9 protein-coding genes are annotated in these 12,773 nt (G+C 64.4%); 5 read left to right on the top strand and 4 right to left on the bottom strand.

Going from position 1 to position 12,773, the window contains the following annotated elements:
- The first annotated feature begins 50 nt into the window (after positions 1–50).
- The 5 genes from glcD to N4Q37_RS22345 all read left to right on the top strand — a co-directional run bounded on the left by glcD (position 51) and on the right by N4Q37_RS22345 (position 6,055).
- Positions 51–1,550 (top strand): glycolate oxidase subunit GlcD, encoded by a 1,500-nt coding sequence (gene glcD / locus N4Q37_RS22365; protein WP_260961818.1) that lies wholly within the window; start codon positions 51–53, stop codon positions 1,548–1,550.
- Entirely contained in the window at positions 1,550–2,608 is a 1,059-nt protein-coding gene (gene glcE, locus N4Q37_RS22360) for a glycolate oxidase subunit GlcE (protein ID WP_260961817.1), read from the top strand. The genes glcD and glcE overlap by 1 nt, the downstream gene beginning before the upstream one ends.
- Position 2,609: 1 nt before the next feature.
- Positions 2,610–3,854 carry a glycolate oxidase subunit GlcF gene (gene glcF, locus N4Q37_RS22355; protein ID WP_260961816.1) on the top strand — a complete coding sequence of 415 codons (1,245 nt, stop codon included), beginning with the start codon at positions 2,610–2,612 and terminating at the stop codon, positions 3,852–3,854.
- Positions 3,855–3,942: 88 nt separating this feature from the next.
- Positions 3,943–5,319 carry a 2-oxoadipate dioxygenase/decarboxylase HglS gene (hglS, locus tag N4Q37_RS22350; protein ID WP_260961815.1) on the top strand — a complete coding sequence of 459 codons (1,377 nt, stop codon included), beginning with the start codon at positions 3,943–3,945 and terminating at the stop codon, positions 5,317–5,319.
- Between the two features lie 217 nt (positions 5,320–5,536).
- Positions 5,537–6,055, top strand: coding sequence for an Hcp family type VI secretion system effector (locus tag N4Q37_RS22345; RefSeq protein WP_260961814.1), 519 nt, complete (start codon positions 5,537–5,539; stop codon positions 6,053–6,055).
- 340 nt (positions 6,056–6,395) lie between these two features.
- Here N4Q37_RS22345 and N4Q37_RS22340 read toward each other — a convergent pair whose 3' ends face one another.
- The 4 genes from N4Q37_RS22340 to N4Q37_RS22325 all read right to left on the bottom strand — a co-directional run bounded on the left by N4Q37_RS22340 (position 6,396) and on the right by N4Q37_RS22325 (position 12,533).
- Complete coding sequence (locus N4Q37_RS22340) at positions 6,396–7,466, bottom strand: lipocalin-like domain-containing protein (RefSeq protein ID WP_260961813.1); 1,071 nt, start codon at positions 7,464–7,466, stop codon at positions 6,396–6,398.
- A complete protein-coding gene (locus N4Q37_RS22335; protein WP_390897955.1) occupies positions 7,456–9,921 on the bottom strand; it encodes an ABC transporter permease in 2,466 nt (821 codons plus the stop codon). The genes N4Q37_RS22340 and N4Q37_RS22335 overlap by 11 nt, the downstream gene beginning before the upstream one ends.
- Positions 9,921–10,589 carry an ABC transporter ATP-binding protein gene (locus N4Q37_RS22330; RefSeq protein ID WP_260961810.1) on the bottom strand — a complete coding sequence of 223 codons (669 nt, stop codon included), beginning with the start codon at positions 10,587–10,589 and terminating at the stop codon, positions 9,921–9,923. Before N4Q37_RS22330 ends, N4Q37_RS22335 begins: the two co-directional genes overlap by 1 nt.
- Positions 10,590–10,835: 246 nt before the next feature.
- Positions 10,836–12,533, bottom strand: coding sequence for a sulfatase-like hydrolase/transferase (locus tag N4Q37_RS22325; RefSeq protein ID WP_260961863.1), 1,698 nt, complete (start codon positions 12,531–12,533; stop codon positions 10,836–10,838).
- Positions 12,534–12,773 lie beyond the last annotated feature (240 nt).

Genomic DNA, 12,773 nt, shown 5'->3' with positions numbered 1-12,773 from the left:
CACTCAAGACCTGCCCTCGCCACAGGTCATCTCCTCCGAGGCCTTGATCCATGAACATCCTCTACGACGAACACCTCGACGGCCCCTTGCCGAAGGTAGACAAACAGGCCCTGCTTGCAGCCTTGCAGGCTCAGGTTCCCGACCTGGACATCCTGCACCGCGAGGAAGACCTCAAGCCCTACGAATGCGACGGGCTGTCGGCCTACCGCACCACACCGCTGCTGGTGGTCTTGCCCCGGCGCGTCGAACAGGTGCAGGCGCTGCTCAAGCTTTGCCATGGGCAGAATGTCCCGGTGGTCGCCAGGGGCGCCGGGACGGGTTTGTCCGGCGGCGCCCTGCCCCTGGCGAGCGGCGTGTTGCTGGTGATGGCGCGGTTCAACCAGATCCTGCACATCGACCCCGACGCGCGCACCGCACGGCTTCAGCCGGGGGTGCGTAACCTGGCGATCTCCCAGGCCGCGGCGCCGTTCGGGTTGTATTACGCGCCGGATCCGTCGTCGCAGATCGCCTGTTCCATCGGCGGCAACGTCGCGGAAAACGCCGGCGGCGTGCACTGCCTCAAGTACGGCCTGACGGTGCACAACCTGCTGAAAGTGGAAGTCCTCACGATCGAAGGCGAACACCTGACCCTGGGCAGCGAAGCCCTCGACTCGGCAGGCCTGGACCTGTTGGCCTTGTTCACCGGCTCCGAAGGTTTGCTGGGGGTGATCACCGAAGTGACGGTCAAGCTGCTGCCCCGCCCCCAGGTCGCCAAGGTGCTGCTGGCCAGTTTCGATTCGGTGGACAAGGCCGGCCGGGCCGTGGCCGACATCCTCGCCGCCGGCATTATCCCCGGCGGCCTGGAAATGATGGACAACCTGGCGATCCGCGCCGCCGAAGATTTCATCCGCGCCGGCTACCCGGTGGACGCCGAAGCGATCCTGCTGTGCGAGCTGGACGGGGTCGAGGCCGACGTGCATGACGACTGCGAACGCGTGCGCCAGGTCCTGCAACAGGCCGGTGCCACCGAGGTGCGCCAGGCGCGGGACGAAGCCGAGCGCCTGCGGTTCTGGGCCGGACGCAAGAACGCCTTCCCGGCGGTGGGCCGCCTGGCGCCGGATTACTATTGCATGGACGGCACCATTCCGCGCCGCGCTTTGCCCGAGGTGCTGCAACGCATCGCCAGCCTCGGCGCCGAGCATGGCCTTCGGGTCGCCAATGTGTTTCACGCCGGCGACGGCAACATGCACCCGCTGATCCTGTTCGATGCCAACCAGCCCGGCGAACTGGAGCGCGCCGAAAGCCTGGGCGGAAAAATCCTCGAACTGTGTGTCCAGGTGGGTGGCAGCATCACCGGCGAGCACGGGGTCGGTCGGGAAAAAATCAATCAGATGTGCACCCAGTTCAACAGCGACGAATTGAACCTGTTCCACGCGGTAAAAGCGGCGTTCGATCCCCACGGCCTGCTCAACCCCGGTAAGAACATCCCGACCCTGCACCGCTGCGCCGAGTTCGGCGCGATGCACATTCATGGCGGACAGTTGCCGTTTCCTGAGCTGGAGCGTTTCTGATGATCGAACACGCGGACTGCGACGCCAGCGCCCTGTTGCTGGACCAGGTCAACCGCGCCCGCGCCGACGCCACGCCGCTGCGCATCCAGGGTTCGAACAGCAAGGCGTTCCTGGGGCGCGAAGTGGCCGGCGAAGTGCTGGACACCCGCGCGCACCGTGGCATCGTCCATTACGACCCCACCGAGCTGGTCATCACCGCCCGCGCCGGCACGCCGTTGCGCGAACTGCTGGCGGCCCTCGACGCCGCCGGGCAACAGTTGTCGTGCGAGCCACCGGCCTTCGGCGACGACGCCACGGTGGGCGGCATGGTCGCCACCGGGCTGTCAGGGCCGCGCCGCCCATGGGCAGGATCGGTGCGCGACTTCGTCCTCGGCACGCGCCTGATCAGCGGCCACGGCACGATGCTGCGCTTTGGCGGCGAGGTGATGAAAAACGTCGCCGGCTACGACCTCTCGCGTCTGCTGACGGGCAGTTTCGGCTGCCTGGGGGTCATCACCGAGGTCTCCTTGAAAGTGCTGCCCAAACCCCGCCACTGCCTGAGCCTTCGATTGGAGCTGGACAGCACCGAGGCCCTGGCGAAACTCGTCGAATGGGGTCGGCAACCGCTACCCATCAGCGCCGCCAGCCATGACGGCCATTGCCTGCACCTGCGCCTGGAAGGCGGTGAAGGTTCGGTCAGCGCCGCCCAACAGCGGTTCGGCGGCGAAGTGATCGATAGCCAGTACTGGACGGACCTGAACGAACAGCGCCTGGCCTTTTTCGACGAAAGCCTGCCGTTGTGGCGTCTGTCGTTGCCCAACGCCACCGGCCCACTCGCCCTGCCCGGTGAACAACTGATCGACTGGGGCGGCGCCCAGCGCTGGTTGAAAACCACTGCCGACACGGTGCAAGCCCTGGCCCATGAAGTGGGTGGCCATGCCACCTGCTACAGTCATGGCACCACCGACAGGCCGTTCCAGCCGCTGGCCCCGGCGCTGCTGCGTTATCACCGGCAACTCAAGGCCCGGCTCGATCCCCTGGGGCTTTTCAACCCTGGCCGGATGTATCCGGAGGTTTAGCGTGCAGACTCGTTTTAGCGATGAAGCCAAAGAATTGCCCCGCGCCGAAGAAGCCGAACGGATCCTGCGCACCTGCGTGCATTGCGGCTTCTGCAACGCCACCTGCCCCACCTATCAGTTGCTCGGCGATGAGCTGGACGGCCCGCGGGGACGCATCTACCTGATCAAGCAGGTGCTCGAAGGCCAGCCGGCGACCGCCAGCACCCAATTGCACCTGGACCGCTGCCTGTCGTGTCGCAACTGCGAGACCACGTGCCCGTCCGGCGTGGATTACCACAACCTGCTGGACATCGGCCGGGCGGCGGTCGATCAGGCCGTACCGCGCCCTGCCGGTCAACGTGCACTGCGCCTGGGTTTGCGCAGCCTTGCCGCCAGCCCGGCACGGTTCAAGGCACTGCTGGCGCTTGGGACGGTCTTTCGCCCGCTGTTGCCGACGAGCCTGGAGGCCAAGCTACCGCGCCGCTCCCCAGCCCCAGCCCCAGCCCCAGCCCCAGCCCCAGGCGAGCGTCCGGCGGTCCGACATTCGCGTAGGGTGCTGATGCTTGAAGGTTGCGTGCAACCGGGCCTCTCGCCCAACACCAACGCTTCGGCGGCGCGGGTGCTGGATCGGCTCGGTATCAGCGTGATCCCTTGCGCAGCGGCCGGCTGTTGCGGTGCGCTGGACTATCACCTCGACGCCCAGGCCGCCGGGCTGGAGCGTGCCCGGCAGAACATCGACGCCTGGTGGCCGCACTTGGAAAACGGTGCCCAAGCCATCGTCCAGACCGCCAGCGGCTGCGGCGCCTTCATCAAGGACTACGGACACCTGCTGGAACACGACCCGGCCTACGCCGCCAAGGCCAGGCAAGTGAGTGAACGGGCGCTGGACCTGGTGCAAGTGCTCGAAAAGGAACCGCTGGAGCAGATCTGCGCGGCCCGCAACCAGCGCATCGCCGTCCATTGCCCCTGCACCTTGCAGCACGGGCAGAAACTCGGCGGCCGTCTCGAAGCGCTATTGGCGCGGCTGGGTTTCAACCTCACCGACGTACCCGACGGCCATCTGTGTTGCGGCTCGGCGGGGACTTATTCGCTGACCCAGCCGACCCTGGCGCGGCAACTGCGCGACAACCGCCTCAATGCGCTGGAAAGCGGCCAGCCGACACTGATCGTCACCGCCAATATCGGCTGCCAGACCCACCTCGACGGCGCCGGTCGCACGCCCGTACGGCACTGGATCGAGCTGGTGGATCAGTCCCTGGCAGAATGAAGTCCTGAAGATTCTTCGTTTGCCGGGGCCGGCGAAGGCTGCGATCTTTCGTCCAACTTTCCCACAGCCCTCGCCAGGAATTCTCACGATGAGCTTCGTCAGCCCCGACCTGATCCGCCAACGCTTCTCCAAGGCGATGTCCGACATGTACCGCGACGAGGTGCCGTTGTACGGCGCGCTGATGAAACTGGTGGAGCACACCAATGCCCAGGTATTGGCACAGCATCCATCCCTGGCCGCCCACCTGGACAGCACCGGCGAACGCCAGCGCCTGGATCTGGAACGCCACGGTGCGATCCGCGTCGGCACCGCCGCCGAACTGGCGACCCTGGCACGCCTGTTCGCGGTCATGGGCATGCAGCCGGTGGGCTACTACGACCTCACCCCGGCCGGGGTGCCGGTGCATTCCACCGCGTTCCGCGCCGTGCATGAAAGTGCGTTGCAGGTCAGCCCGTTCCGGGTGTTCACTTCGCTGCTGCGCCTGGAACTGATCGAGAATGCCGAGCTTCGGGCCTTCGCCGAATCGGTGCTGGATAAGCGGCAGATCTTCACCCCCGGCGCCCTCGAACTCATCGACCTGGCCGAACGCCAGGGTGGCCTGACGGAAGCGCAGGCTGAGGACTTCGTCCTACAAGCCCTGGAAACCTTTCGCTGGCACCACAGCGCCACCGTCACCGCCGAACAGTACCGGCAACTGAGCGCCCAGCACCGGCTGATCGCCGACGTCGTGGCGTTCAAGGGTCCGCACATCAATCACCTGACGCCACGCACCCTGGACATCGATATCGTCCAGGCTCAGATGCCGGTGCACGGCATCACCCCCAAGGCTGTGATCGAAGGCCCACCCCGTCGCCAGTGCCCGATCCTGCTGCGCCAGACCAGCTTCAAGGCCCTCGACGAGCCGGTCGCCTTCACCGATCAACCGGACACCCAAGGCAGCCACAGCGCGCGCTTCGGTGAAATCGAACAACGCGGCGCCGCCCTCACACCCAAGGGCCGCGCGCTCTACGATCAATTGCTGAACGCCGCGCGCGATGCGCTGGGGGCGTTCCCCAGCGAGGCCAATGCCGAGCGCTACAACGCGCTGATGATCGAGCACTTCGCGCCGTTCCCGGATGACCACGATGAATTGCGTCGGCAGGCTTTGGCGTATTTCCGTTATTTCGTGACGCCAAAGGGCCTGGCTGCCAAAGGCACGGTCGACCCGTCAACCTCGCTGGAGCACTTGCTGGAGCAGCATTACCTGCGCGCCGAACCCTTGGTCTACGAGGATTTCCTGCCGGTCAGCGCCGCCGGCATCTTCCAGTCGAACCTCGGCGACGCCGCCCAGAGCCACTATGCCGGCCGGTCCAATCGCCAGGCCTTCGAAGCGGCGCTGGGACGCGCGCCCCTCGATGAACTGGCGCTGTATGCCCAGACGCAAGAGCGTTCGCTCGAGGAATGCCTGACTGCCCTAGGCCTATAGGAAAGGTCTGTAGGCCAGGACGGCAAGAAATGGCGTCGATGCTCAGTAGGCTGTTGCGCCTTTTCTTGCCTTTCGCGGGGGACGCAAATGCAAAAATCATCACAACTACTTGATAAATAATAAATTTATAAAAGTGGCATAGCGCTTGATAACCGTCAGGCCACCTCGGGGCGACTCCCGTCCCAGGCCCTTAGTTATCCAGGAAGGAGAGCATCCATTGGCTACCCCCGCGTATATGTCCATTACAGACGTCAATCAAACACTGCTCACCAAGAATGCGTTTACCGCCGAGTCGGTGGGGAACATCTATCAGGAAGGCCATACCGACGAGATCATGGTGCAAGCCTTTCACCATCAGATACTCGTCCCACGGGATCCTCAATCCGGCCAGCCAACCGGTCTACGCGTACACCAGCCCTTGACCATCACCAAAGTGTTTGACAGAACCTCGCCCCTGTTGCTGGAAATCCTGTGCAAGGGCGAAGTCCTGCCCAACGTCGCAATCAAGTGGTATCGCACTTCCACCGCTGGCGTCCAGGAGCACTATTACACCACCACAATGGAAGACGCGGTCATCGTCGAGATCAAGGACTACATGCTCAACTGCCAGGACCCGGCGAATGCGCATTTCACCCACCTGCAAGATGTGCATTTCAGCTATCGCAAGATCAGCTGGAACCATGAGAAAAGCCCAAGCCTGGGTATCGACGACTGGCGCGCGCCCGTCGCCGGCTGAATAGAGCACAGCCATTCGCGCATCGGCCAGTCCTGCTGGTCGATGTGCTGCGATCAAGATCGTTGGATTTTTTGCTCCGGGACGGTGTTCGCCCAGTGCGACGGCCTCGGCATTCCATGCACTGGTAAAGAGCCTGACACTGGGCGAACGGGCCAATAATAATGGAACTTCCTGGCGATGTCCGCGCCGCTGTTTAAATAATTGTTTAACTTGTGACGGCGTTGGCGAGGGGATTTTTCTCTCGCTCTGAAAGAACACAGTCATTGCATTCGGGCTCACCCGCGCCGTCCGGTTTTTTGTGCATCGGTGTCGCCCGCCCCGGGCTCGCCTTGCCGTCCTCTCAATAACCGGTCATTTCCAGATAACCTTCGCCGCCGTGACTACCGCTCACCTTCACTGGCCCTTCCCAATAGGGAATGCGCAGGTTCATCCAGGCGTTGGGGTTCAGGGCCTGGGTAGTGATGTCGAGTTGCTTGCCGGGAATCCTGATGGCCCAGCGCACCGGCATCGAGCGCCCAGTCACCTTGGCGGTGTCCTGTGGCACGAGGCTGATTTGCCCGGCGTGCAGGGTTTGCGACTGGCCCCCGGCGTCGATCCAGGTGCCGGTGAGGTATGGCGCGCCGTCCTTGTGGCGCATGCGGTAAAGCATCAGCTGTTCGCCGCTGTCCAGGTGCAGGGAAAACCAGTCCCAGCCGGTCTGGTTGGCCGTCAGCGGCTGGCTGCTCCATTCGCGGTCCAACCAGGCCGGACCGCTGACCTGGTAGCGCTGGCCGTTGATTTCCAACTCGCCACGGGCCTGGAAAAACGGCTGGCTGTAGTAGTACGACGCCTGGCCCTGCTCGGATTTCTGACTGAAACCCTGATCCCCCTGCAACACCAGCGGACGGCTCGACGTCAGCCGCAGCACGTAGCTGAAACGCGGGTCACGAGCCTTCAGTTGCATGTCTGCCAACGGCTCTATCCCTGGGGCCTGGGTGCTGAACTGCCAGTCGTCGATCCAGGCATCGAAGGGCACCGCCCGCACGCCGGCCTGCCCTACACCGCCTCGGGCGTAGCGCTCGGCCGCGTAGTGCGCAGTGGCAGAAGTGACAGCGGCGTGACCGAGCCAGATCGTCTGGTTGCGCCAGCCGCTGGCCTGGGGCGCGGCGTCCAGGGCGCTGCGAAACAGCGTCCACTGCACGCCAAAATCGTGGCCTTGGGCATCCTTGAGGTTGGCGGTGACGTACCACCATTCAACGCGAAAACCGTCATGCAGGCCGTGGTCGGCCGGGAAACTGAACACCCGCCCCGGCACTACCGGCGTGAACGCCACAGCCTGGTCGCCGAGGCCGGCGAAGCCCTTTTGCGTCGGTGCCGAGTCATCACAACCGCCGAGCAATGCCAGCAGCATCAGCACACACCTAATCTTCATGGGCAAACGTCCTCAGCAAGTCCGCCGGTTGCGTGCGGTACAGGGCGTACAGCGGCCAGGCCGACGCGAGCAAGGTGGCGAACATCGCCAGGGCCAGCAATTGCGCCAATTGCCATGGGAACACCTGCAGCGGCAGGCGCCAGCCGAAAGCCTGCACATTGATCACTGCATCCAGGCACCAGGCCAGGGCGATGCCCAACGGCAGGGCCAGTGCCAGGGTCAGCAACGCCAGCATCCAGGTCTGGCCGAGGTTGAGCAGCATCAGTTGCCGGCGCGTCACCCCCAGCGCCCACAGCGGCGCCAACTGGCCGAGGCGGCTCTGGCTCTGGGTCAGCAGGCTGATGAACAGCGCCACCCCGGCCACCGCCAGGGTCAGGCTGTTGAGGGCGGCGGTGGCGGCGAAGGTGCGCTCGAACACCTGGGCCGACCAACCCTTGAGCCGGGCCTGATCGACGATACGGCTGTCATCCAGGGCAAAGCGCTGTTGCAACGCCGTCAGCAGCGCCGGGATGGCGGATGGCTCGATGCGCAGGTTGAAGCGATACGGCGTCAACTGGCGCCAGTGCGCCAGCAAGTGATCGGCATTGACCAGCATATGGCCCTTGGGGTTGCCGTAGTCGGCATAGATCCCGACGATGCGCGGCGCCCAGGGGCCCTGTGGCGTGGGCAGGGTCAACCGGTCACCCACGCTCACCTCCAGGCGCCGGGCCAATTGCTCGCTGAGCATCAGCGTGTCGTCGCCGGCCAGTTGCTCCCAGGGCTTGTCAGCCGATTCCAGCAGCGGCCAATGCTGGCGGTAGTTAGGGTGATCGATGATCGCAAAGAGGTCCGTCGGCCAGCCTTGCAAGGCCAGGTTCACTTGCCAGTTGGGCAACACGGCACTGACCGCCGGTTGCTGCTTGAGCCAGGCGTGTAACGCGTCTGCCTGCGCCGGGGTTTGCGGGCTGACGTACAGCTCGGCGGTCAGCCGTTGTTCGAGCCAGTGGTTGAACGTCTGGCGGAAACCGGCGGTCATGCTGCCGGCACCGATGTTCGCCGCCAATGCCAGCAGCAGGGCCATCAGCGCCAGGCTCAACGTCGGCAACTGCTGACGACAATCGGCGAGAAACCATTGCCCGAGCACCCAGCGGCTACCGCGCAGCGACAGGTTCAGCGCGCGGTTGAGCAATACCGGCAGCGCCAGCGCCGCCCCCAGCAACAACGCGGTCATCAGGATAAAACCGCTGGCCAGGCTATCGCCCCAGATCAGCGCCGCCGCGCCGATCAACACCGCCAGGCTCGCCACCCAACCCTGGCGGCGCAGCCATCGCCCATGGGCCTGGTGCCAGGCCTGGGGATTGGCCAGCGCCAGCAACGGCAGGCGCGCCGCCCGCAGCAGGCTGTCGGCGCCAGCCAGCAGCGCGCCCAGCAGGCTCAAGCCCACGCCGCTGAGCCACCACCATGGGCTGAGGCTCAAGTGCCCGGGCACTTCCGCGCCGTACAGCCCGCGCAGGCTCGCCGCGACATCGGGCAGCAACAGGCTCGCCAGCCAATAGCCGCTGATCACTCCAGCGATCCCGCCCGCCACGGCCAGCGCCCCCAGTTCAAGGGCCAGGCTGCTGACCAGCACCCACGCACTGACACCACAGGCGCGCAAGGTTCGCATCAGGCTGCGGCGTTGCTCCAGGGCCAGGCCAATCGCCGCGTGGACGATGAACAACCCCACCACGAACGATAAGAACCCCAGGGCATCGAGGTTCAGGTGAAAACTCTCGGTCAGGCGCGACAGGTTGTTTTCTTCGTCGGCGCGCTTGAATTGCAACTGCCCCTCGAACGCGCGCGGCAACGCCGTGTTGAACGTGGCCGGCAACAACAGTCGCGACAGTTGCTCCGGCAAGCCCAGCACCTGTTGGGCAAAACCGATGTCCATCAACAGCACGCCCGGCGCCATGTCCTCCTGGGCTTGCAGCGGCGGCAGAGCCTGGCCATCGACGGTCCGGGGCCGGTCGCCCTCGCGCAGCCCCAATGCTTGCATGGTCTGGGGGGCGATCCAGGTGCGCCCCGGGTCGGTAAAAAACGCCACCACCTCGCGCATCTCCCGCGCCTGCCCCGCCAGTGCCGCGCCGGGCGGCAGCGACACCGGGTCGATGCCCATCACTTGCAGGCGAAAATCGTCGTGTCCCTGAAGCAGCACCCGCGCCTGCAACAGCGGCGACACCGGCCAACCCTGGCGTCGTAGATCGATGAACCATTGCTGGGGGAACGTGCCGCCACCCGGCGCACTGAGGCTGGCCTGGGGCTCGCCGCCGATGAGCTGGCTGGCACGGGCATAGCTTTCCCGGGCCTGGCTGTTCAACGCCTGTACACCGGTGAGCAGGCTGGTGGCGAGCCAGAGTCCGGTCAACACGCTGAAGAACTGCACCGGGTGCTGGTGCCAATGGCTGAGCAGGGCCTTGAGGGCCTGGCGAAAAATCATCACGCCGGGGCTACCTCGGCGAGACGCCCGCCCTGCAGTACTACGCGGCGGGCCAGACGAGCCGCCACTCGCAGACTGTGAGTCACCATCAACAGGCTCGTGGCGCTGGCCTCGAGCAATTCCAACAACAGTTGCAACACCTCGTCACCAGTGGCTTCGTCGAGGCTGCCGGTGGGTTCGTCGGCCAGCAACAAGGGCGGTCGCGAGGCCAGCGCTCGCCCCAACGCGACCCGCTGCTGCTGCCCGCCGGACAACTGCTCGGGATAGCGCCGCAGTACATCCGCCAGCCCGAGCCGCTGCACCAGGTGAGCCTGCCAGGCCGCGTCATGGCGACCGCACAAGCGTGCCTGGAACGCCAGGTTGTCCTCCACCGACAAGCTGCTGATGAGGTTGAACTGCTGGAACACCAGGCCGATTTCGGTCCGTCGCCAGTTCGCCAATTGACGCTCGCTCATGCCGTCGAGCCGATAACCGCCGCTGCGGATACTGCCGCGGTCGACCTTGTCCAAGCCGGCGACCAGGTGCAGCAAGGTGCTCTTGCCACTGCCCGACTCGCCCATCAGCGCCAGGCTACTGCCGGCGGGCAACGTCAGGTCGATGCCTTGCAACACGGGCAGCGGGCCTTGGGGGGTGGCGTAGCTTTTGAAGACATCGTGAACCTCAAGCATGGCAAAGCCCGGCAGATGAGCGAGGAAGTCAGGATAGCGGAGGTTGAGATACAGCGAGAACGCTCGTTACCTCAGAAAAACGGATGGGAGCGAGCCTGTGGGAGCAAAGCTTGCTCGCGATGGCGACGGCACTTTCAGCATCGCCGCCAACTGACCCACCGCAATCGCGAGCAAGCATTGCTCCCACAGGGGAATGGGGATGGCCGCACGGTCGGTGGGCAACCTCGCCTCAGCAGAGAAAATAGTTCAGTGCCCCACCGCCATTTCGGCCTGTGTCGGCCCAGGTGTGACAATGCGGCTGAGGTCGATGTGTTTCCACTCGGGCACGGCGCCCAGGCGCGCATTGAAACGGTAGTTGAAGGTGAAGGCGTCTTCGGTCGGCTCGCTCAGGGACTTGCCGTAGATCGCTTCGACCCCGGCCGGTTCGTACCCCATCAACTGCAGCAGCGTCGGGAAGATGTTGTAGTGGCTGGAGCGGTCCTTGTTCTGTGCCCAGGCGCGTTGCCAATCCAGGGTGTGCAGCTGGGCACCTTGCATCACCACCAACGGGACAAGCCCCTCTTCCGCTACCGGGTCGCCACCGCAGTGGGTATTGAGCCCCGGGTTGCCGCGCTCGTGCAGGTCTTGGCCGTGGTCGGAGGTGTAGATCAGCACCGCGTTGCTCAAGTCCGCCTGCTGGAAGATACGCCTGAAGAACTCACCGACATTCCACAGCAAAGTGTTCCGGTAGGCGTTGCGGTACAGCATCCAGTCGTCCTTCTGGCCGTTGAAGCCATCGCGCTTGCCGGTGTCGGCCACGTCCTGGAACTGCCCACGGGGCAACGCCGGGCGGTAGGTCATGAAGGCGTCGGGGTATTTGTCGTGGACCGGGAAATGCGCGCCCAGCTTGTTGATCACCACCAGCTCGGCCCGGTCATCGCCGAGCAGTTCGATCAGTTTCGCCGCCGCAGCCATGTCGCGGTCGCGCACGGGGACCTGGTCGAATTGGACGAACTCGTCGATGTCACGTTTTTCCAGATCGGTCATCAGGTTCTGCAGATTGCCACCGGTGCGCTGCGCGTCGATGTAGACCGTGCGCAACCCGGCGTTCCTGGCGTACTGCCAGATCGACGGCAGCGTGCTGTTGATGCGCATGTAGTCGGCGCGCGTGCCACCGTAGCGCAGGGTGACGTTGGTGTCGGCACTGCAATTGGCGATGGAAGCGGCGTAGCCGAAATTGAACAGCGTCACGCCGTCGGGGGGTGTCTCAAGGCCGGTGTGCACGCCGAACGGAGTGTTGATATCCAGGTAATTACCGGCAACGCTTTCATCGATCACCAGCACGATGTCGTGCCCGACAGCCCCCGCTCGCCGCACGAGACGCACCGGCTCCCGAGGGCCGACCGTATTGTGCAAGGCCTCGTAGGCGAACAGGTTCAGGTAGGCCAGCGGCGTGTACATCACCGGCAACCCGCGCGCGCCCTCGCCCGCGCGCACGAACAGCACGGCGCTGAGCAGCAACACCCCAAGCACAGGCGCGGCCATCGGCAGGTAGCCCGGGACCGGCAGGCGATGGCGCGGCTTGAGGCCGAGGCCCAACAGCAGCAACAGCCCACCGGCCCCCGCGCTGATGATCGTCTCACGGTACTGATAGGCCGCTTCCTGGATGAAGCCACCGGAATACACCAGCGAGACAAACTGGCTGTAGGTCAGGTAGCTGTCCGTGACCCGGACATAGACCTCGAAGAACACCGCCGAGACGAACATCACCAGCGCGAACAGATGCCGCACGAGGGTCATGCGGATGTGCGCCGTCATCCACAACGCCAGCACCAACGCCACGAACATCGCCCCGTACAACAGCGTGGCAAAGCCCAGGCCCAACGCGTCCAGGCGCTCCAGGTAGTACGCGTACCCTCGCGCCAGGTACAGCGCCAGCAACAATTCCTTGAGGTATCGGGCCATGGCTTTCTCGACGGTTTCAAGGCGATGAAAAGAGCGTTCGTACCTGGACACTAGCAGCGCCTTCGTAAAGCGCAAGAAAACTCCTACGCAAAAGCGTCAAAAAAAAGTTAGCTCAAAAATGACACGCTTTGTGTCTAAAAATCGTCAATCTCTATGGATAAATACCGTTCATCGTTTTTTAAAAAAACGCTATATCCCTTTAAAAATGGCACTTCTTCAAATCAGTCAAGGACTTGATAT

Origin of the sequence: Pseudomonas citri, assembly GCF_025336485.1 — a bacterium.
Taxonomy (GTDB): Bacteria; Pseudomonadota; Gammaproteobacteria; order Pseudomonadales; family Pseudomonadaceae; genus Aquipseudomonas; species Aquipseudomonas citri.
Note: the sequence above shows the minus strand (reverse complement) of the source record. Positions and strands in the feature narration are given on the sequence as shown.